The sequence below is a fragment of the Pleomorphovibrio marinus genome, assembly GCF_003347495.1.
Classification (GTDB): domain Bacteria; phylum Bacteroidota; class Bacteroidia; order Cytophagales; family Cyclobacteriaceae; genus Pleomorphovibrio; species Pleomorphovibrio marinus.
This window is the reverse complement of record NZ_QCXY01000001.1, coordinates 1,318,884-1,338,024: the sequence shown is the minus strand read 5'-3', so window position 1 is coordinate 1,338,024 and position 19,141 is coordinate 1,318,884. Positions and strand designations below refer to the sequence as shown.

The following is a 19,141-nucleotide window of genomic DNA, read 5'->3' as shown; positions in this document are numbered from 1 at the left end:
AAAGGACAGAAAGGGGCTTAATTCTATTTTCTTTACCCCAATCGCAATACTATAAATAGCAGCGACAAATATAAGGCTTATTGTCCAAAGGCAGGACATAAAATGAATAAACTCTACCAGTTAAAATAGGTGCCCTGTACAGCAGGGATTAGCTTGGCCTGGATTTTGTAAATGCTTAAAACCATGAACCGGTATCTCATAATCCCCCTACTCCTGTTGGTGGTAATCAGGACAGAAAAAGCTGCTGCATGCATTGACGTTGAGGCTCCTAGCTACATGGAAGTTCTCCATTCTGCTTTTCAGCAAGGCTCTACCAAGGAATTGGCAAAGTATTTCCATCAAAACCTTCAACTAAGGCTAGGAGACCATGCTGGCAAGTTCTCCAAGGGGCAGGCAGAATTTCTGTTGAGTGACTTTTTTAAAAAATACCCACCTCAGGAATTCGAAGTGGCACATAATGGGGAAACCTCCGACGAAACGAGGTATATCCTTGGCTATTTTAGCTCAGAGGGCAAGAATTTTGTTTTTTTGGTCAAAGGAAAAAGAGACGAAAAGGGTGTACTTAAAATTTTTGAATTGGAATTGCGGATCGCTTGAAACTCTCCGACGAAAAACTAGACCTGTATGCGGATTAATTTTATTATTTTTGATCCGTGAACAAGACATATTTTACAGACGAGAGGTTTGAGCAGTTTATCAGATCTGCCTTTGCAGAAGATATTGGAGACGGTGACCACTCCACACTAGCAGCTATCCCTAAGGACAAAAAGGGTAAGGCAGAACTTATCATTAAAGAAGACGGCATAATTGCTGGACTGGAACTTGCAAAGAGGATATTTCAATACTACGACTATACCCTGCAAGTGAATTTGTTGTTGAAAGATGGCCAAAGTGTGAAGGAAGGGGACATTGGCCTCACCGTAGAGGGAAAAGCAGCATCTATCCTTACCACTGAAAGGTTGGTACTGAACTGCATGCAGCGTATGAGTGGCATAGCAACCCATACGCATAAGCTCAACCAGCTCATCAAACATACCAAAGCCAAACTTTTGGATACCCGCAAAACCACTCCGAATTTTCGCATGATGGAAAAATGGGCAGTAAGCCTTGGAGGAGGGAAAAACCACCGATTTGCCCTATATGACATGATCATGCTCAAAGATAACCATGTGGACTTTGCCGGGGGAATACCCGCCGCCATTATCGCCGCAAAAAATTACTTAAAAGCTAGGAGGCTAAAACTGAAAATCGAAATCGAAACACGGAACCTCGAAGAGGTGCAGCAGGTACTTGAAATTGGGGGAGTGGATTTTATCATGTTGGACAACATGGATTGTGAAACCATGAAAAAAGCAGTGGAAATGATAAGTGGAACCTGCCTTACGGAGGCCTCTGGAGGAATCACCGAAGACACGCTTGCCAAGGTAGCGGAATGTGGGGTGGACTATATTTCTGTAGGAGCATTAACCCACCAAGTAAAGAGCATGGATATCAGTCTGAAGGCTGTGAGGCAGGTTCAAGAAACTGAAGCCTAACCAAATTGGCATAGTAACCTCCAGCCTTATCGGCCAATTCATCGTGTTTACCTTCTTCCACAATTTGTCCTTCCTTGACCACAAAAATCCTATCTACCTTCCTTATCGTGGCCAATCGGTGAGCGATGATAATTGTGGTTCTGCCTTTCATCAACTCATCCAAAGCTTCCTGAACCAGAGATTCAGACTCCGCATCCAGGGAGGAAGTGGCCTCATCCAGCACAAGGATAGCGGGGTCTTTTAATATTGCCCTAGCTATTGCCACTCTTTGGCGTTGCCCTCCGGAGAGTTTCACCCCTCTTTCGCCCACAAGGGTGTCCAAACCTTCCGGAAATTTCTGAATAAATTGCCAGGCATTGGCTTTTTGGGCAGCAAGAATTATTTCTTCCTCACTTGCACCTGGCTTTGCATAAGCAATGTTCTCCCTGATGCTTCCCCCAAACAACAAAACCTCCTGGGGTACTATCCCTATGTTAGACCGGAGTTCCCTTAGGTTCCATTCTGGAATAGCTATGCCGTCCACTTCTATGGCCCCCTTGCTTACGTCATAAAAGCGGAGGAGCAACTGTATAATCGTGGATTTCCCTGCCCCGCTGTGGCCTGCCAAAGCCACCTTTTCACCGGCCTTAATACTAAAGTTTAGAGAGTCCAATACCATTACCTCAGACCGTGTGGGATAACGGAATCCGACATTCATAAACCTGATTTCTCCGCATATGCTATTTTCGGTAAAGGGAAGATCCAAAGATTCGGGTACCTCTTCTAGGATTTCCAAAATCCTCTCCGAAGAACCAATGGCCTTTTGAACCTGACCATAAATGTCACCCAGGCCTGCTATAGAGCCTCCAATAAAAGTGGTATAGAGCACGAAACTTACCAGGTCTCCCACACTCATGGCTCCCTCACTTACCAAGGTTGCCCCATACCAAATCACGGCCACAATACCCCCAAATAGAGCAAAAATAATAAATGAGATAAAAGCCCCACGGAAACCAGCCGCCTTTAAGGCAACCTTTACCACTTTATTCAGCCCCTTTCCATAGCGGTCAGATTCATATTGTTCGCCCGAAAAGGACTTTACTGTGACGATGGAGTGCAGCGTTTCTTCTGCTACTACATTTGCACTTGCCAACTCATCTTGGGTTGCTTTGGAAAGTTTACGGATATGACGGCCAAACACCATTGCAAGAACCACCAATACCGGAATAGTTGCCAACATGAAGAGAGTTAACCTTGGTGTTGTATATAACAAAAACCCAATCCCCGCCATCAAGGTTACTATCTGCCTTAGCAGTTCTGCCAAAGTAATAGAAAAGGTATCCTGTAGCAGCGTGACATCCGAGGTGATCCTACTGATAAGCTCACCGGTCCTTCTCTTGTCGAAAAATGTCATTGGCAGCTGTACCAGTCGCTTATACAATGCCTGACGTACATCCCTCATTGATTTTTCACTCACTTGGGCAAAAAGCAAGACCCGGAAAAAGGAAAAAAAACTCTGAATGAGCAGTATCCCCAACAGCAACAAAGCTATGGAATTGATATCCTGCAACCACCAACCTTCGCCGGTAGCGGCATCAATAAGTTTACCCGCAACAAAGGGAAAGGTCAACAGCATTAAGCTAGATAACAGCAAAAATGCCATGCCAATGGCAAAGGGCATTTTATATGGAAGGACAAACTTGAATATCCCCGCCAACTTACTGAAACTTTCCTTATTGAGCTTGCGCTTCTCTCCTTCCTCCAAGGGAAGACCTCTGGTTTTTGGCATGTATTAGGTTTTTAAAGGACGGGCACAAAGGTAAGCTGAAAAAGCAAAAATGGAAACTCATCCCAATTCCATTTTAGTAGTTTAACCCAAACAGGTCCACAATGTTTGCCTTACCCCTTTTTGGTTTTAAAAAGTTTTCCAATCCGGTTAAAAAACTGCTTTTCTTTATTCCAAAAAAAAGTAAACTGGCCAAAAATAAACCCATACACCAGCAGAAACAATTGGTACAATGGTAACACTAGCAATAAGTAGAGGACTGTTTTCCAGAAACCACCCCTGCTCATATCCACACCAAGCAGGTCAAAAATGGGCTGCTTAATCAGGAGAACCGTCATACCCGTACAGGCAAAGACGATCAAAACCAACACCACCTGCCAAAGGCTATTTAGTCCCCATTTACTTTGCAAATCCTTGAGCCAGCTCTTCCTTTTACCAGGTTTTTGAGGGTTTGCTTCCATTGCTTTCATGTGTTTAAATTTTCTTTTCAGCGGCCACATAGCCTGCCCCTGCCTGCCCCGAACTCGTTTCGGGGAACTTGTTTCGGGGGAATCTCGCCATGATAATCATCCCTTCGAGCGTCGCTTGCGTCATGCCTGACTGCCGTCCAGGCAGGCTCGATTTCAGGGGTTTTTACAGACTACTTTCTATTGTTTTAATTAATCAAAACTGAAAAGTCCTGCATTCAGGCTCTTTAATACTTCGGCCTTGAATTTAGCCTCCACTAAAACCGAAACATTGTGTCTACTGCCCCCGTACGAAACCATGCGTAAAGGATAGGGCTCTAGACAGTTCATCACCTGCTGCAATACCCCTTTTTGATCCATTATGGAATTCCCAACTATACAGATAATGGACAAGTTATGATCCACCTCCACCATGCCAAACTGCTCAAGCTCATTGTTTATTACCTTCAGGTGCGTTACGTCATCGATAGTCAAGGATATGGCCACTTCTGAGGTGGTAATCATGTCGATAGAGGTTTGGTATTGCTCGAATATCTCAAATACCTTTCTCAGAAACCCGTAGGCTAAAAGCATCCTACTGGATTTGATCTTTATGGCTGTAATTCCATCCTTTGCAGCAATGGCCCTTACCCCTCCTTTTTCACTTACCTCTGAGGTAATTGTGGTACCATCTGCATCAGGATCCATCGTATTCAGAAGCTTCACGGGAACGTTGTGCAACTGCGCCGGCCAAATGGAGGCGGGATGAAGGATCTTGGCCCCAAAATAGGCCAGTTCCGCAGCTTCATCGAAGGACAGTTTTGCGATCGGCTTTGTTTTTTCCACAATACGGGGGTCGTTGTTATGCATACCGTCAATATCGGTCCAAATCTCCACCACAGATGCGGAAATCGCCGCACCTATCAGAGAGGCAGTATAGTCAGAGCCTCCCCTTTTGAGATTGTCAACCTCATTTCGGTGATTCTTGCAAATGTACCCCTGTGTGACAAAAATAGTATCTTCCTTGTACCTGGAAAGGACTTTCTCTAGTTTTTCCCTGATTTTCTGCAATTCCGGCTCATGGTACTCATCGATACTCATGAACTCCAAGGCGGGAAGAAACACTGCCTTGACCCCTAACTCCTCAAGCAGGGAATAAAATAATTTAGTGGATAGCAATTCTCCCTGTGCTAATATATCTTTGTTGATGGACTCGTTAAAGGAGATTTTGAGAATGATGTTCAAAAATTCAAAATGTTCCTCAATGATTTTTGATGCCCTGTTTTTACCATTGAAACTTTGAAAAAGTTCCTCGCAAAAAGCCTTGTAGTGTTGCTTTAGCCCGTCGATTATGGATTTAGCATCCTCCTTTTTGCCTGCCGCCAGCGCTTCCCCGATTTTCACCAGTTCATTGGTAGTCCCCGACAAGGCGGACAAAACGACAATCGTTCTATCTTCACTTCTAGTAATCAGGTCCTTTACCTGATGCATTCGCTCGGGCCTCCCTACGGAGGTCCCTCCAAACTTCATTACTTTCATGTGTTTAAATTTTCTTTTCAGCGGTCATATAGCCTGCCCCGAACTCGTTTCGGGGAACTTGTTTCGGGGGAATCTCGCTTTGATAATCATCCCTCCGTGTGAGGTTCTCCTCTTGCCCTGACTGCCGTCAGGACAGGCTCGATTTTTTAACCGAATAAAAATTTCAGGATAGGAATATCAGGCTATTCAAAAACCAAGCATTTTTATGGCAGTAATAGCTGCCTCATCTCCCTTGTTACCATGCTTTCCACCGGCTCTATCCAAGGCTTGCTGCTGGGTATTGGGAGTCAGGACGCCGAAGATGACTGGTTTGTCGAATTTTAACCCAACGTTGGTGATTCCATGCGCTACTGCATCACAGATGAAATCAAAGTGCCTGGTCTCACCCTGCACTACGCACCCCAGACAGATTACCGCATCGATTTCTTCTAGAGCCGCCAGCCACTGCGCCGCTAAAGGCAACTCAAATGAACCGGGTACATTTTTTCGGAATAAATTTTCCTTCTTAGCACCATATTTAAGCAGGGTCTCCAATGCCCCATTGTACAGGGACTCAGTGACCTCCTCGTTCCATTCAGCTACTACAATACCAAATTTTTTATCAGAAATGTCCTGAATGTTCTTTTCTGAATGTGTGCTTAGGCTTTTTAGTGAAGTGGCCATCTTAATTGTTAGGTTAAGGTAAAATAAAAAAGAGTAAAACCGATGGCCATACTCTTCTTTCAATGGATAAATTGGATATCAATTTGAAGCTAGGCCTTCCAATCTAGCCCGATGCTTTCGGGCATTGGTCTGCTCATAAGAATCAAAATATTCGTTTTCTATGCGTTCATAGGTGGATATGGCATTATTGATTTCCCCGGCGTCTTCGTAAGCAATGGCCAGTTTGGAAAGGTATTTCGGCGTGAAAAACTGGTTAGGTTTATGGTCAGCGGCACGCTTGTAATAACGTATAGCCTCCCTGGTATCACCAAGTTCCACATAGGCATCCCCGGTAAGCGCATAGGCCTGAGCCTGTATCAAGTAGTCGGATGAGGAGAACTTTTTTAGGTGATCCGCAGCCTTTTGGAATTCCCCTTGCGAAAGGTAAATAGACCCTACATAATAATTGGCCAAATTGGCAGCGTCAGTCCCGCTATAGTTGTCCAAAATATACAAAAACCCCCTATTGGAACCGTCCCCTTGCAAAGCTAGCTCCACGCTGTCCTGCTCAAAATAATAAACGGCTTGAAACATTTCTGCCTGGGCCGTTTTATTCTGGTTGGCTTTGTGAATCTGATAAAACAGGATTCCTGCTATGATCAAAATCATAAGCACAATGGCACCTGCTACTATCCTGGTGTTTTGCTTTAGAAATGTCTCTCCCCTACTTAAGCGGGTGGCTATGGCGTCAGGGTTCTCCAACAGTTCATTGGACTCATCTGCCTTACTCCTAGGCTTTTTTACTTTACTCTTTGACATGATTCGAAATTTTCAGTCGCAAATATAGGGTTTTTCCTTGAATCACAAACAATAAGAAAAAACAAGCCATTCCGAAAAGCTTCCAAGAGAGGAATACGGAATGGCTGAATGGGCAATAGCATTTCTTCCCCGCTATTCCCTTACATAGGGATAATCTTCCTCTGCATATACATCCAGGAAGGCATCTTCCCCATTTGGCCAGGGGGATTCTTCCGCAAATTTCACAGCATCGGCCACTTTTTTCTTCACTTTAGCATCAATTTCCTTAATCTCGTCTTCGGAAAGGATATTGTTGTCCATGATAGTTTTTTTCACTTGCTCAATGGGATCCCTTTGTTTGTATTCCTCCACCTCTTCTTTGGTCCTATATTTCTGCGGGTCGGACATGGAGTGCCCTTTGTACCTGTACGTACGAAATTCCAATAAGGTGGGGCCTTCCCCTTTTCTGGCCCTGCTCGCAGCTTCTGCCACAGCTTCGTGCACTTCTTCCACGTTCATGGCATCCACAGGAAAAGACGGCATATCATATGCCTCCCCCAACGTGTACAGTTCGTTTACATTAGAAGAACGCTTTACGGAGGTACCCATGGCATATCCGTTGTTTTCTATGGCAAATATTACCGGTGTCTTATATAACATGGCCAAATTAAGGGCCTCATGAAATGCCCCCTGCCTTACGGCACCATCACCTAAATAGCAAATGCAAAGGTTCTTGGTGCCCTTGTATTTTTCTGCAAAGCCCAATCCCAGGCCCATGGGGATTTGCGCCCCCACAATGCCATGTCCACCGGCAAAATTCACCTTGTTGTCAAAAATGTGCATGGAACCACCCTTGCCTTTGGTGGTACCTGTTTCCTTTCCAAACAGTTCCGCCATTACGGCTCCTGGATCTGTACCCAGCCCCAGAGGGTGGGCGTGACACCGGTAAGCGGTAATCCACTTGTCGTCTTTTTCCAGTGCGGTGATGGCTCCTGAGGCACAAGCCTCCTGCCCAATATATAAATGGCAGAAACCCCTGATCTTTTGCTGACCGTAAAGCTGACCCGCCTTTTCTTCAAATCGGCGCATCAACAACATACTCTCGTACCAAAAAGTGTAGGTTTCCTTGGAATACTTTACTTTAGATTTTGTCGTACTAGAACTCTTTTTTGCCATATCAATTCGTGTAAAATATGCTAACTTTGGGACCCAAAGATAATCAAAATGAGGAAATTTCAGGCCCTACTGCGAAAATAGTGAAAATCGACCTGGATTTTTAGCCATGTACCTAAAAAATATACGCCTGTTCCAATTTAAAAACTTCCCGGAAGCCAAAAGGGATTTTTCCCCAGGCGTCAACTGTCTGGTAGGCCCGAACGGCGTGGGTAAAACCAACACCCTAGATGCCATCCATTACCTTTGCCTTACCAAAAGTGCCTTTAACCCAGTGGACCAACATCAAATCACCCATGATGAACTGGGATTTCTCATCAAAGGGCAATTTGTAAGGGCGGATAAACCATTAGAGGTAACCTGTGGAGTGGAAATGGGCAAAAAAAAGCAACTTAGCATTAATGGGAGCCCCTATCCTAAAATGAGCGAACATATCGGCCTTCTGCCTTTGGTTCTCATTTCACCCGGGGACGATGCCTTAATAAGAGACGGTGCCGAGGAAAGGAGAAAGTTTTTTGACAGCATGCTTTCCCAAATAGACAAAGGCTATTTCCAGTTTTTATTAGCCTATCAACAGGTACTTAAAAACAGAAATATGCTGCTAAAAACTTTCCATGACAGGGGAAAGACCGACCTACTCTTGTTGGAACCCTTTGATCGGCAACTCCTACATCTTTCCCAAGAGATTTACGAAAAACGCCGTTCATTTTTGGCTACCTATGTACCAAAAGTAATACGCCACTACCAAACCATCTCGGGGCAAAAAGAACAGGCTGACATCCACTACAAAAGCAACATGCAGGAGGATAATTTTCCAGCCCAATTTAGGAAAAGCCTGCACAAGGACGTAGCACTCAAAAGAACCAACATGGGTACGCACAAGGATGATTTCAGATTGCTGATAAATGGCTATCCCTTAAAAAAATTCGGATCCCAGGGCCAACAGAAATCCTTTCTTATTGGGTTGAAGTTGGCGCAGTTTGAGGTGTTTAAGGAAGAGAAAGGGTTTAAGCCGCTGTTGTTGCTGGATGATATTTTTGACAAGCTGGACGATGCCAGGATTGCCCATCTTATGGAGCTGGTGGCAAAGGGAGATTTTGGCCAATTGTTCATTACCGACGCCAGGCCGGAGCGCTCCGAAAAAATCATGAAGTCGCTAAACATTCCAGCCAATTTCATTCCCTTGGATAAATAATTTAGGCAGAGGCGAACCAAAATTAGGTCACCTCCACCTTAGTATTGTTTAGTATCTTTTCCTTTTGAGAATTAAATTGTCAATGGAGAACTTCCCTGGTCCTGTAAGAAACAGTACCAAAAAGGAAATGAAAAAGAAAAGGGGCAGCTCCTGCTTGTTGAATGGGTCATCCCCATGAACGATAAAAGTGATGACAGCCATATTTATCAGCAAGGGTATAAGTACCGCCCTGCTCATAAGCCCAAGAGCCAGAAAAATCGCACAGAAAAATTCTGCAAATATGACTAGTTGAAGGGAAAGGGCAGGGCCTAAACCGATAGGGTCTGCAAAACTATTCAACCTTTCACTAAAGTTAGTGATTTTACCCCAGCCGTGGGTAAGTAGCATTAGGCCCGACCCCACTCTCAACAGTAGCAAAGCTATATCCGTTGCGATAGGTCGGTTGGAAAAAAAAAGTTGTTTCATTGTTCTTGCGTTTTAGGATGTGTTTTTTAGCCCGAATATACAGGTGTTTTAAATCTAATTAAAATAGGACAAAATCTAAACAAAAACCAATAAAAACTCCATAACAGGTTCTTTTCTCCTGTAAGTATCTGGGTTCACCAAAGTTTTCCGGGATAAACGCCCGAAGCATGTAGTTTTTTCAAGGAATCAATTACAGTAGGCTTGTCTTCGGTATAGGTAACTCCAAACCATATTTTCCCACCCTTAAGAATTTTAACATTGGCTCTTCCCTCCTCTATTAAATGGTTGGCAACCGTTGGAATATAAAATTCAGATTTTAGCTCCTTTCCTCTCTTCTCTAGAAATGCCTGCCACATCGCATGGGTTTCTTTAAATATAGAGGGATGAAAGCCCCAGCAGTTCATGGAAACTGGGGTGTTAAAGGCAATCTCAACCTGATCTTCCCCTTCCTCATGTATAATGTTATCTCCTTTTTTGGAAATGGAGGTGCGCTCAATCATTCCGATAAGGTTTCCATTTGGATCGGCTTCACATACCCCCCTGCTTACGGTGCCATAGGTGCTAAGGACGTCTTGTATGGCATAACCCACCATGCAATGCAAGTTTTCTCTCACTTCATGGGACAGAAAGGAAGCCAATGCTTCAAAAGCTTCTCTACCATAAAAGTCATCCGCATTGATCACCGCAAAGGGTCCTTCGATTGCTTCATGGGCGCACAGCAGGGCATGGGCAGTCCCGTATGGTTTCTTTCTTTCGGGGTTTTTAAACTTATCCGGAACCAGGGAATCCAAGGACTGTACCACAAACTCAACTTCCGCCTTTCCTTTCAGTTTTGGCAAAAACATCTCCCGGGCCATTTCCAGGATTTCTTCCCTTACAATGAAAACCACTTTTCCAAAACCAGCTCGAAGGGCATCTAACATGCTGTACTCCAAAATAGTCTCTCCATTTGGCCCAAAGCCATCCACTTGTTTGTCTCCTCCATACCTGCTACCCAAGCCGGCAGCCAAAATCAATAAAGTAGGTTTCATTTTCGCTACGTTTATGTTCAAAAGTGTTTAAAACCCAAAATTAATCAAATTATCAAGTTATTGTGGCACCACAGACTTTATCTACCCAGATTTTGATCCAATTTTATTTCATAAATATCTTTTTCAAACTTTTAATTGAATTTTAATTACGGATCAAAAACTCAAATTACTTTTTATGACTAATTTACATGTATTTTCGGGTATTTTATACCCTAAAATAGGCATAAAACGCATAAATTCATTTACTTGGTAATTTTTCAAACCTTTTTCAAACTAAACCACATATTTTAGTTATAATATGATTGTTTTTTAAACCTATTTTTTTACTTTTGTCAAAAATAATCGATTAAATAGGCTAATTTAGTAACCATCCTTAGACTTGATTGATAAAATGAAAAAGATTGAAGCATTAATTAGAACCTCCAAATTTGACGAGATTCATAAGTGTCTCTCGGGCTTGGGTGTAAAATTCCTGACGTTTTACGAAGTGAAAGGGATGGGACTACAACACGCCAAGACACAGCATTATAGGGGGGTAGCCTACGAGCCTACTTTTATTCCTAGGACAAAGCTGGAAATTGTGGTACAGGACTCATTGAAAGACTCCGTAGTGGATTGTATTCTTAGAGAGGGCCGTACGGGAGAAATAGGCGATGGGAAAATATTCATTTATGATGTGCAGGAGGCCTTCAGGATTCGGAACGACGATACGGGGGAAGAAGCCCTGTAATCCTTACAATGGCTAGACATAATCACCCCTTGCTTAAAACCATCAAAACGTTACAATTATGAATCAAGAACTATTTACGATAAACAACCTTTGGATATTGGTTGCCACCATATTGGTATTTATCATGCACTTGGGATTTGCAGCTTTGGAAGCAGGAATGACCAGGGCCAAAAACACCGTGAATATCCTGTTTAAAAATACCATTATTCCCGCCATAGGGTTGATAACCTATGCCTATGTAGGGTTTAACCTGATGTACCCCGGAGAAGGGTTTGATGGTGGCTTTTTTGGTTTTGCAGGCTTTGGCCTGAGTTTGCCTGATGGCTGGGACACCTCCGCATACGATGAAGGGTACACCTTCTTTACGGATTTTATTTTTCAAGCCATGTTTGCCGCAACTGCCGCCACCATCGTGTCCGGAGCGGTGGCAGAGCGAATTAAACTCGGCCCATTCTTGTTTTTTTCCTTCCTTTATGTAGGCATCTGCTATCCCATCACCGGATCCTGGGTATGGGGAGGTGGCTTTTTGGACACACTTTCCTCTCCATTTGTGGATTTTGCGGGTTCCACACTTGTCCATTCCGTGGGAGGTTGGGGAGCATTGATAGGTGCTTACCTGCTGGGCCCCAGGATTGGAAAATATAAGGACGGCAAAATCAGTGCAATACCGGGTCATAACCTGCCATTGGCGACCTTCGGAGTGTTTTTACTCTGGTTCGGTTGGTTTGGGTTCAACGGTGGATCGGTATTATCTGCAGATCCGGGGGAGGTTTCTTCCGTTTTTGTGACTACGGCATTGGCAGCAGCATCTGGTGCTTTTGGCGCGCTGATAGCTTCTTACCTGAAGTTCAAAAATTATGATATCACCATGGTATTGAACGGAATCCTTGCTGGCTTGGTGAGTATTACTGCTGGGGCGGACTTAATGTCCGTAAATGAGGCCTGCCTCATTGGGTTTATTGGTGGTGCGTTAGTGGTCTTCAGCGTGGTCTTTTTTGACAAGGTGAAAATCGACGACCCTGTGGGAGCAATCTCCGTACACCTTACCTGCGGTGTCTGGGGAACCCTGGCCGTAGGGATCTTCGGTGACCTTGCGGGGGGCGCTCAATTACTTTCCCAGACTATCGGGATCGTGGCCATCGGAGCCTTCTGCGTTGTGTTCAGCTTTATCGTGTTCTTCCTGCTTAAAAAGACATCCGGTATCCGGGTGGACGAACTGGAAGAAGTGGAAGGCCTGGACATCAACGAACACGGCATGCATGCTTACCCAGACTTTGCTACTAAGGAATGATTCCTTAAATAAAGAATCCTATTATTGTCAAAAAGGGTGTCCAAATGGACACCCTTTTTGTTATGTGTTAGGTTAACCAGTCTTCTTCCCTATAGTCTGATAGGGAGGTTCTAATATTGGTGACCGTCTTATATCTTTCCACAAATACCTTCAAACTCTTTGCTATCAAAATTCACATAGGCAACCTGTCTATATAGTTCCGCGCCAAAAGCTTTCATCAACCTTGTTTTACCGACCTGCCGAGCTCCTCGAATGACTAAGGGTTTTCTTTTGGGGGAGTTTTTCCAAGTGATTGGGGATTGGAATAGTTTTCTTTTTATGTCCAGATGGTTGAAAACCTAAATTACACTTTTTCAAAGGAATCATAGTATCGACCCACATCTTCTTACTCAAATCTCCCATCTTCTTTGTCCGAATACGCATTACTTTCTGTTACGGCAGATTTCGAAAAGAATAAATAACGGGCCATTAGTCTGAACAGCTAATTTTCACCTGCCCCAACAAATTTCCTAAAGTTCTCCTTAGTAACGACCTCTATATTTGCGTTATACGTGTTTAGAAAAATAGAAGGGATATTTAGTTTGGCTTTCAGATTCCATTTGAATTCAAAGGCTGTAATCTTTCCGTCCGACTCTTCCACATAGTCTATTTCCTGTTGGTGCCTAGTCCGCCAAAAATAGGTGTTGCAGTACTTTTTGAAATAATGGTTTCGCTTTAGCCTCTCAGACATTAGGAAATTTTCCCATAGAATGCCTATATCATTTCGCAATCCAACTGGATTAAAATTTTGTATGATTGCGTTGCGTATGCCATTGTCGTAGAAATAAATCTTCCGGTTAGTTTTGATCTCGTTGCGCAGGTTACGGCTAAATGAAGTAATCCGAAAAACAATATAGGACAGTTCCAGTAAATGGATATAGTTTGAAACGGTGTTCTTGTCCACCCCTGTTAGCTGAGCCATTTCATTGTAGCTAACTTCGCTTCCTACCTGAAAGGCTAACGCCTGCAATATTTTTTCCAGTACTTCAGGCTTCTTGATATTGCCCAAAGAGAGAATATCTTTAAATAAATAACTTTGAGTAATTTCATTTAGGATTTCCCTTTCCTCCCCTCTATTATTAAGGACATCCGGATAATATCCGTATATCAAACGATTTTCCAAATCTCTCAGGGCATCTAAATGTCCTACGGATTTCTCATATTCCCCGTAGGAAATTGGATATAGAAAATATTGGAATTTTCGTCCAGTAAGTGGTTCATTGGTGTAATTCTGAAGCTCAAAAGCCGATGAACCGCTCACAATCAACTGAACGTTTTTGAATTGGTCATGGATGATTTTAGCGGTAATTCCAATATTTTCAATCCGTTGTGCCTCATCTATAAAGACGATCCTTGAGTCTCCAAGAATGGTTTCAATCTCTTTGGTATTGGGATTGGTCAGCCTCTGCCTTACTAATGGATCATCACCATCCAAAAAAAGAAACTCCTTGCCCTGTAAAACAGCTCGGATAAGAGTGGTTTTCCCAACCTGTCTTGCACCGGTCAATAGGATAGTTTTATTCTTGAACAGCTTTTCTGTTATCTGACCTTTAAGGGTTCTCTCGATCATAGAAATTCATGTATTCACCAAATTTACAGTTTTTTGGTGAATTAACTCACCAAAAATACGACTTTTTGGTGAATGGAGCAAATACCTAATCGAATTAGTTGACTTCTTCACTTTTTATCAAACACCTCCTCGATGTCGAAATCTTTATGGCTTCAACAACAATAGCCGAGGGCGAAACCCGGGCCTTCGAAAACTCTTCAAACCATCGACCAATCAACCAAAATCACAAATCTATACTGAGCCGCACAAACCCCATTTCGTCCCCTATATTCTCAAAAATCCAGATGGCTCAGTCCTTGACAAAATAGACTTTGGGGAGATTGGTTAGCAGAGAGATCTGAGATTCCGCCAGCAACTCCAAGCCTTTGTCAAAAACAGTCAAGAAAATGTTGCTACTTTTAACGTTCATGGAATGGAGGCCGTCTTCCACCACTTTTTCCATATCTTCCTGGAAGGAAAACCGGTAATAGCGTTCATTTCTATTATCCCATAGAAGTCTTTCGAAATCAATCTCCGCCAGTCCAGCTTTAAGAATACGGTCCGTGGGATTGTAATTGTAAAGAAATCTTTCGTCTGCCGACAACTCTGCGTTGCGTAAACTTGCCCTAAGGTAGAGAATTTCATCTCCCGGATCGACAAGCACAGTGTCCACAGAAAAAGTAAGTTGCTTTTGTTGCCCGAGGTTTCCTTTTTCGGGACTTCCGCAGGCGACTATTAAAAGAAAGATGATAAAAAACAAAATTTGGTCATGATCAAGGGATTAGAACGTAATCTAAAGATTTAAAATAAAATTTTTAGTTAAATTGGAATTTTTGGTTTCCCGCTGTTCGGCATTTGTAATACCGAACCCCAGGTAAACAGGGTATAAAACCCTCCTGTCGTATCTAACCGTAGTTAAAGGTGCTATTCAACCAAACAGCCTATCGATCAAAGTAATCCTAAGGGAAATTTTGTATCAAGTAAATTTGTCGTTTTGGTCTTATATTTACGACAAATAAATATAAACAGTATGGAAATTAAGTTTCAGTCCAAAGAAGAAAGCAACCGGGAACAGCGGGAGGCGTTTCTCAGACTGGAACCGAAAGATCGATTTTATAGGTTTTTGGATCTTTGCGAAAGCCTGAAGAATTTTCCTGTCAAATTAGCCAATAAAGCCCCTTCGGACAATTTTATAATTGAAATCAAAACCCATGACAAAAATCTGGAAGGAAAACATTGATGCATTTTTAAGAGAAGCATCCAAAGAAGGGGTAAAGATGTTATTGGTAGGTGGCGGGGCGGTCAATTTCCACGGGTACCAAAGACACTCCACAGATGTGGTTTTCTGGATAGATACGTCTGAAGAAAATTTTTCGAAGCTACTCCAAGTATTTCGACGGATGGGATATAAGATCGATAGCATTCCTGAAAAGTTAAAAATAAGGAACAAAATATATCTGTAAAATTCTCACCTGCTGATTTAAACCTAGAATTGATTACATATTTGCAAATTGGAAAAAGCTTTGATGAGGCCTTTTCCGAAAGTGGAAAAGTGGAAATAAAGGATCATGGAGTATCTAAGTGGAATGTCCTCAACTTAAATGACTTAATAGAAAGTAAAAGAAGAGCTGCCAGACCTAAAGATTTGTTGAATATTTTAGAACTGAAATCAATTCATAAGTTGGAATAAATTTTAATAGAAGTTTTTAGTTTTTCTCTGCTCCATTATTTTTTTTAAGAACTTCACAAAATTCATTCAAAGAATAATTCCTCACCCCGTCTTTCAGCGGATAACCTTCTTCAACTCGTGATATTACCGCCCCTTTCGCGGCCTTTGTATCCTCCATGCTAATCAAAAAGCCTTTGCTGATTTTGGGTGAAAGGGTGTTTTTAATTTCAATGGCCCATTCCACTTTTCCGGATTTTACCAATAGCAAATCACATTCCGCTCCCTGATGGGTTCGGTAGAAGTAATAGTGATAATCCAGTCCAAGCACACTGATTACCTGCTCTATGACAAAGGTTTCCCAGGAAGCTCCAATCAACAACTGATTGATCAATTCATCATATGACTTTATGCCTACCAGAGTATGCAGCAATCCTGTATCCCGGATATATACCTTGGGGGATTTCACCAAACGCTTTTTAACATTTCGGTGATAGGACTGAAGGATTCGGACCATAAATGACCCTTCCAGGAATTCCAGGTAACGGGTAACGGTAGGCCGGGTAATCCCAAGTGCCCGAGCAAAACTATCTCCATTCCATAAACTTCCCTGTACATGGGCCAGCATGATCCAAAATCGTTCAACCAGCTTTGGATCCGTATTCAGTCCCAATAAGCCAAGGTCTCTTTCAATATATGTTTTGATAAAATTTTCCCGCCACAGATTACTGATTCTCTCGGTGGAAGCAAGGAATGAAAGCGGGTATCCACCCCTCATCCATAGTCGCTTCATCTCCTCCGCTAATACTTCTTCTAGCGTAAAGGGTGTAAGTTCAATATATCCAATTCTTCCCGCCAAGGAGTCGGCGCTACTTCGGATAAGGTCAGGTGATGCTGACCCCAAAAATATAAACCTTCCCGGCCTTCTACCTTCATCGATCGAGCTGCGAAGTTCCGCAAACAGCTCAGGCATTAGTTGAATTTCATCGAGAATAACTGTATTATCTTGATGATTCGTTAAAAACAATTCTACGTCACTCAGTTTGGCCCTGTCGCTCGCTTTTTCAAGATCCAAGTAAATTTTATTTTTTGCCCACGAAAGATTTTTGACCAGCGTAGTCTTGCCCACCTGCCGCGGACCCACAATCCCAACTGCCGGGAATATCTCCATATATTCCTCAAATAGCGATTGGATATACCTTTGCTTTACCATGGATTGAGTGAAATTCCATGTAAAGATAATTTAAAAAGTAATTCAATAAAAAATATTTTACCATGAAAAACGAAAATACGATTTTCGTTTTTCATGGTAAAATAATCTCGATTTTCTGTTTGGTTATTAAAAATACCAACTCACAACCAAAATCCAGATAGAAATAACATGTTTATGTGGTATGGATTTATACACCTCCAAGCAACTTTTCAAATCAAAGTCCAATCATTACACCAATAAATCTTAAAATGAAGAAAAATCAGGGACATTGATTACTTGCCTTGATGCTAAATTTCTGTTTAGTTATGATGTCCATTCAAAATAACTTATGGTTTGAAATTGCTCTTGTAAGCTTCATTTTTGCGACAGGCAATATTCTTTTAGGCCATTTTGAGGAGAAAGTGCCAAAATGGAGGAGGATTATGAAGTTTCTGGTAACCTTAGCAGTTGTGTGTTTTTTGACTACTTTCTTTGGCAGATTAATTTCTTTGACAGTTCTAGGATTGACCTTCCTTCCCGTAATTTACATCCATACCATTTGGTTACCCAAAAATGGAATTAATGGCTGGACAGGTGAACCGAGGAAAAAATATTTCCAGCTAAGGGGCTGGACTAAAATAGAAGTGTCTGATAAAACAACATCTGCTAAAAAACCTTGAAAAGAAACATTCTAAGTTAATATCGTTTAAATGAAACTTCATTTTTGCAATGAAAATAACTACAATCAAAATAGAGCAAATACTGAACAATGAGAAATTAACCCTATTTCCCACCTTGATAAGGATAAATGAAAAGGTGTATTTGGTTGATTGTGGTTATGAAGAAACCTTTGAAACTTTTGTCAGTGAATTGGCAAAAATCGACATAAGTATTGATCAAATCCATGGTATCATCATTTCCCATGATGATATCGATCATATAGGAGGTCTCAAAAAATTCAAGGAACATAATCGATCTATAAAAACATTTTGCGGGGCCTTGGAAGAAAAGTCGATAAGTGGGAAAATAAAATCTGAAAGGTTGGTTCAAGCGGAAAACTCTTTAAATTCACTTACCGGAGATTATAGAAATTGGGCTTTAGGTTTTATTGACTCACTAAATAGAATCAAAAGGTATGAGGTAGAAAAAACATTTGATGATGGGGGGTTTTTTGAAGATGAGATTCAGATCATCCATACTCCAGGGCACACCAAAGGGCATATTTCACTTTTCATTCCGAATCAGAATGTTTTGATTGCCAATGATGCATTGGTGGTTGAAGGAAATACATTCGGGATTCCCAACCCTTCTTACACATTAGAATTTCCAAATGCCATCAAATCAGTTGAGAAAATAAAAGCACTCAAACCACAAAAAGTTATTTGCTATCATGGTGGTATTGTAGAAGAGAATGTGGAGGATAAATTGGAGAAATTGATTTGCCAATATTCAAAGTCTTTGAGTGTTTAAATTGAGTGAGTACTGAAAACCAGTAAAGGATAATGTATGAGAAAAGTAATATTATACATCGCGTGCAGCTTGGATGGGTACATTACAAAACCGGGTGATGACCTTTCTTTTTTGGATATAGTTGCCAAAGAAGGAGAGGATTATGGCTACAGGAAATTCACGGATAGTGTAGAAACGGTAATCATGGGAAGAAGAACCTATGAATGGGTGATGGCCCAAGTTGATCAATTCCCACATGCGGACAAGGAAACCTATATTGTTACAAGGGAAATGCGGGAGAGCATAGGGAATGTCCATTTTTACTCAGATGACCTGGAAGATTTGGTCATCCGGCTGAAAATTAAAAAAGGTAAAAACATTTTTGTAGATGGAGGGGCTGAAGTGGTCAGAATGTTGCTGGATAGAAAATTATTGGATGAATTAATCCTGTCTATCATCCCTGTCATTTTGGGTGATGGCAAAAGGTTGTTTTCATTTGGGATTCCGGAACAACAACTTGAATTTCGATCAGCAAAATCTTTTGAATCCGGATTGGTACAGCTTCATTATTATGTAAAGAAAGCCTGAAAAATGTTTTTTCGTAATTTAGTTAAATAATTGATTTTCAAACTACTT

23 protein-coding genes are annotated in these 19,141 nt (G+C 42.0%); 11 read left to right on the top strand and 12 right to left on the bottom strand.

Annotated elements, in window-relative coordinates; all coding sequences use genetic code 11:
* Positions 1–183 precede the first annotated feature (183 nt).
* Together DB520_RS05575 and nadC are read left to right on the top strand one after the other, a co-directional pair.
* Positions 184–597 (top strand): DUF4783 domain-containing protein, encoded by a 414-nt coding sequence (locus DB520_RS05575; protein ID WP_157971946.1) that lies wholly within the window; start codon positions 184–186, stop codon positions 595–597.
* A 56-nt stretch (positions 598–653) separates the two neighbouring features.
* On the top strand, positions 654–1,535 hold the full coding sequence (gene nadC / locus DB520_RS05570; protein ID WP_114748607.1) for a carboxylating nicotinate-nucleotide diphosphorylase: 882 nt from the start codon (positions 654–656) through the stop codon (positions 1,533–1,535).
* On the opposite strand, the gene DB520_RS05565 is transcribed toward nadC, so the two are convergent.
* From DB520_RS05565 to pdhA, 6 genes are all read right to left on the bottom strand, one after another.
* Entirely contained in the window at positions 1,492–3,303 is a 1,812-nt protein-coding gene (locus DB520_RS05565) for an ABC transporter ATP-binding protein (protein WP_114748606.1), read from the bottom strand. The genes nadC and DB520_RS05565 overlap by 44 nt on opposite strands.
* 110 nt (positions 3,304–3,413) lie before the next feature.
* On the bottom strand, positions 3,414–3,770 hold the full coding sequence (locus tag DB520_RS05560; RefSeq protein ID WP_232834858.1) for a DUF6787 family protein: 357 nt from the start codon (positions 3,768–3,770) through the stop codon (positions 3,414–3,416).
* A gap of 189 nt (positions 3,771–3,959) precedes the next feature.
* Entirely contained in the window at positions 3,960–5,285 is a 1,326-nt protein-coding gene (locus tag DB520_RS05555; protein ID WP_114748605.1) for an aspartate kinase, read from the bottom strand.
* A 186-nt stretch (positions 5,286–5,471) separates the two neighbouring features.
* The gene (gene ribH, locus DB520_RS05550; RefSeq protein WP_114748604.1) at positions 5,472–5,948 is read right to left on the bottom strand and encodes a 6,7-dimethyl-8-ribityllumazine synthase; all 477 of its coding nucleotides are present in this window, start codon (positions 5,946–5,948) and stop codon (positions 5,472–5,474) included.
* Positions 5,949–6,026: 78 nt separating this feature from the next.
* On the bottom strand, positions 6,027–6,746 hold the full coding sequence (locus DB520_RS05545; RefSeq protein WP_114748603.1) for a tetratricopeptide repeat protein: 720 nt from the start codon (positions 6,744–6,746) through the stop codon (positions 6,027–6,029).
* Positions 6,747–6,878: 132 nt separating this feature from the next.
* The gene (pdhA, locus tag DB520_RS05540) at positions 6,879–7,901 is read right to left on the bottom strand and encodes a pyruvate dehydrogenase (acetyl-transferring) E1 component subunit alpha (protein ID WP_114748602.1); all 1,023 of its coding nucleotides are present in this window, start codon (positions 7,899–7,901) and stop codon (positions 6,879–6,881) included.
* A gap of 106 nt (positions 7,902–8,007) precedes the next feature.
* Here pdhA and recF point away from each other — a divergent pair, with 106 nt between their 5' ends.
* Positions 8,008–9,093, top strand: coding sequence for a DNA replication/repair protein RecF (recF, locus tag DB520_RS05535; RefSeq protein WP_114748601.1), 1,086 nt, complete (start codon positions 8,008–8,010; stop codon positions 9,091–9,093).
* Positions 9,094–9,141: 48 nt separating this feature from the next.
* Here the strand turns inward: recF and DB520_RS05530 are convergent, their stop codons facing one another.
* Positions 9,142–9,558, bottom strand: a complete 417-nt coding sequence (locus tag DB520_RS05530; RefSeq protein ID WP_114748600.1) for a DoxX family protein — start codon at positions 9,556–9,558, stop codon at positions 9,142–9,144.
* Positions 9,559–9,692: 134 nt separating this feature from the next.
* Positions 9,693–10,589, bottom strand: coding sequence for a nucleotidyltransferase family protein (locus DB520_RS05525; RefSeq protein ID WP_114748599.1), 897 nt, complete (start codon positions 10,587–10,589; stop codon positions 9,693–9,695).
* Positions 10,590–10,980: 391 nt separating this feature from the next.
* Between DB520_RS05525 and DB520_RS05520 the strand changes: the two genes are divergently transcribed.
* A complete protein-coding gene (locus DB520_RS05520) occupies positions 10,981–11,319 on the top strand; it encodes a P-II family nitrogen regulator (RefSeq protein ID WP_114748598.1) in 339 nt (112 codons plus the stop codon).
* A gap of 58 nt (positions 11,320–11,377) precedes the next feature.
* Positions 11,378–12,610, top strand: a complete 1,233-nt coding sequence (locus DB520_RS05515) for an ammonium transporter (protein WP_114748597.1) — start codon at positions 11,378–11,380, stop codon at positions 12,608–12,610.
* 128 nt (positions 12,611–12,738) lie between these two features.
* Here DB520_RS05515 and DB520_RS27180 read toward each other — a convergent pair whose 3' ends face one another.
* The 3 genes from DB520_RS27180 to DB520_RS05490 form a co-directional block, all read right to left on the bottom strand.
* The gene (locus DB520_RS27180; RefSeq protein WP_232834857.1) at positions 12,739–12,828 is read right to left on the bottom strand and encodes a hypothetical protein; all 90 of its coding nucleotides are present in this window, start codon (positions 12,826–12,828) and stop codon (positions 12,739–12,741) included.
* 263 nt (positions 12,829–13,091) lie between these two features.
* Positions 13,092–14,219: an ATP-binding protein gene (locus DB520_RS05495; RefSeq protein ID WP_114748594.1), complete on the bottom strand. Its 1,128-nt coding sequence runs from the start codon at positions 14,217–14,219 to the stop codon at positions 13,092–13,094.
* A gap of 289 nt (positions 14,220–14,508) precedes the next feature.
* Complete coding sequence (locus DB520_RS05490) at positions 14,509–14,958, bottom strand: DUF4221 family protein (protein WP_157971945.1); 450 nt, start codon at positions 14,956–14,958, stop codon at positions 14,509–14,511.
* Positions 14,959–15,228: 270 nt separating this feature from the next.
* Between DB520_RS05490 and DB520_RS05485 the strand changes: the two genes are divergently transcribed.
* Genes DB520_RS05485 through DB520_RS26960 form a run of 3 tightly spaced genes read left to right on the top strand, consistent with a single transcriptional unit; the run spans position 15,229 to position 15,888 of the window.
* Complete coding sequence (locus DB520_RS05485; RefSeq protein ID WP_114748592.1) at positions 15,229–15,438, top strand: hypothetical protein; 210 nt, start codon at positions 15,229–15,231, stop codon at positions 15,436–15,438.
* A complete protein-coding gene (locus DB520_RS26965; protein ID WP_198675237.1) occupies positions 15,410–15,661 on the top strand; it encodes a hypothetical protein in 252 nt (83 codons plus the stop codon). Before DB520_RS05485 ends, DB520_RS26965 begins: the two co-directional genes overlap by 29 nt.
* A gap of 29 nt (positions 15,662–15,690) precedes the next feature.
* Positions 15,691–15,888 carry a hypothetical protein gene (locus DB520_RS26960; protein ID WP_198675236.1) on the top strand — a complete coding sequence of 66 codons (198 nt, stop codon included), beginning with the start codon at positions 15,691–15,693 and terminating at the stop codon, positions 15,886–15,888.
* A gap of 16 nt (positions 15,889–15,904) precedes the next feature.
* On the opposite strand, the gene DB520_RS05475 is transcribed toward DB520_RS26960, so the two are convergent.
* Positions 15,905–17,077: an ATP-binding protein gene (locus tag DB520_RS05475; protein WP_114748591.1), complete on the bottom strand. Its 1,173-nt coding sequence runs from the start codon at positions 17,075–17,077 to the stop codon at positions 15,905–15,907.
* Positions 17,078–17,382: 305 nt separating this feature from the next.
* Here DB520_RS05475 and DB520_RS05470 point away from each other — a divergent pair, with 305 nt between their 5' ends.
* The 3 genes from DB520_RS05470 to DB520_RS05460 are packed head-to-tail and all read left to right on the top strand — an operon-like array spanning position 17,383 to position 19,093.
* The gene (locus DB520_RS05470) at positions 17,383–17,736 is read left to right on the top strand and encodes a hypothetical protein (protein ID WP_232834856.1); all 354 of its coding nucleotides are present in this window, start codon (positions 17,383–17,385) and stop codon (positions 17,734–17,736) included.
* Between the two features lie 49 nt (positions 17,737–17,785).
* Complete coding sequence (locus tag DB520_RS05465; protein ID WP_114748589.1) at positions 17,786–18,526, top strand: MBL fold metallo-hydrolase; 741 nt, start codon at positions 17,786–17,788, stop codon at positions 18,524–18,526.
* A gap of 36 nt (positions 18,527–18,562) precedes the next feature.
* Positions 18,563–19,093: a dihydrofolate reductase family protein gene (locus DB520_RS05460; protein WP_114748588.1), complete on the top strand. Its 531-nt coding sequence runs from the start codon at positions 18,563–18,565 to the stop codon at positions 19,091–19,093.
* Positions 19,094–19,141 lie beyond the last annotated feature (48 nt).

Excerpts from the sequence above, each read along its gene's own strand:
- DB520_RS05460 (WP_114748588.1), top strand. The coding sequence starts at position 18,563 with ATGAGAAAAGTAATATTATACATCGCGTGCAGCTTGGATGGGTACATT.
- DB520_RS05495 (WP_114748594.1), bottom strand. The coding sequence starts at position 14,219 with ATGATCGAGAGAACCCTTAAAGGTCAGATAACAGAAAAGCTGTTCAAG.
- DB520_RS05465 (WP_114748589.1), top strand. The coding sequence starts at position 17,786 with ATGAAAATAACTACAATCAAAATAGAGCAAATACTGAACAATGAGAAA.
- DB520_RS05475 (WP_114748591.1), bottom strand. The coding sequence starts at position 17,077 with ATGGTAAAGCAAAGGTATATCCAATCGCTATTTGAGGAATATATGGAG.
- pdhA (WP_114748602.1), bottom strand. The coding sequence starts at position 7,901 with ATGGCAAAAAAGAGTTCTAGTACGACAAAATCTAAAGTAAAGTATTCC.
- DB520_RS05470 (WP_232834856.1), top strand. The coding sequence starts at position 17,383 with ATGATGTCCATTCAAAATAACTTATGGTTTGAAATTGCTCTTGTAAGC.
- DB520_RS05525 (WP_114748599.1), bottom strand. The coding sequence starts at position 10,589 with ATGAAACCTACTTTATTGATTTTGGCTGCCGGCTTGGGTAGCAGGTAT.
- ribH (WP_114748604.1), bottom strand. The coding sequence starts at position 5,948 with ATGGCCACTTCACTAAAAAGCCTAAGCACACATTCAGAAAAGAACATT.
- DB520_RS05560 (WP_232834858.1), bottom strand. The coding sequence starts at position 3,770 with ATGAAAGCAATGGAAGCAAACCCTCAAAAACCTGGTAAAAGGAAGAGC.
- DB520_RS05515 (WP_114748597.1), top strand. The coding sequence starts at position 11,378 with ATGAATCAAGAACTATTTACGATAAACAACCTTTGGATATTGGTTGCC.
- DB520_RS05485 (WP_114748592.1), top strand. The coding sequence starts at position 15,229 with ATGGAAATTAAGTTTCAGTCCAAAGAAGAAAGCAACCGGGAACAGCGG.
- DB520_RS05545 (WP_114748603.1), bottom strand. The coding sequence starts at position 6,746 with ATGTCAAAGAGTAAAGTAAAAAAGCCTAGGAGTAAGGCAGATGAGTCC.
- DB520_RS05520 (WP_114748598.1), top strand. The coding sequence starts at position 10,981 with ATGAAAAAGATTGAAGCATTAATTAGAACCTCCAAATTTGACGAGATT.
- DB520_RS26965 (WP_198675237.1), top strand. The coding sequence starts at position 15,410 with ATGACAAAAATCTGGAAGGAAAACATTGATGCATTTTTAAGAGAAGCA.
- DB520_RS05575 (WP_157971946.1), top strand. The coding sequence starts at position 184 with ATGAACCGGTATCTCATAATCCCCCTACTCCTGTTGGTGGTAATCAGG.
- recF (WP_114748601.1), top strand. The coding sequence starts at position 8,008 with ATGTACCTAAAAAATATACGCCTGTTCCAATTTAAAAACTTCCCGGAA.
- DB520_RS05555 (WP_114748605.1), bottom strand. The coding sequence starts at position 5,285 with ATGAAAGTAATGAAGTTTGGAGGGACCTCCGTAGGGAGGCCCGAGCGA.
- DB520_RS27180 (WP_232834857.1), bottom strand. The coding sequence starts at position 12,828 with ATGAAAGCTTTTGGCGCGGAACTATATAGACAGGTTGCCTATGTGAAT.
- DB520_RS05530 (WP_114748600.1), bottom strand. The coding sequence starts at position 9,558 with ATGAAACAACTTTTTTTTTCCAACCGACCTATCGCAACGGATATAGCT.
- DB520_RS05565 (WP_114748606.1), bottom strand. The coding sequence starts at position 3,303 with ATGCCAAAAACCAGAGGTCTTCCCTTGGAGGAAGGAGAGAAGCGCAAG.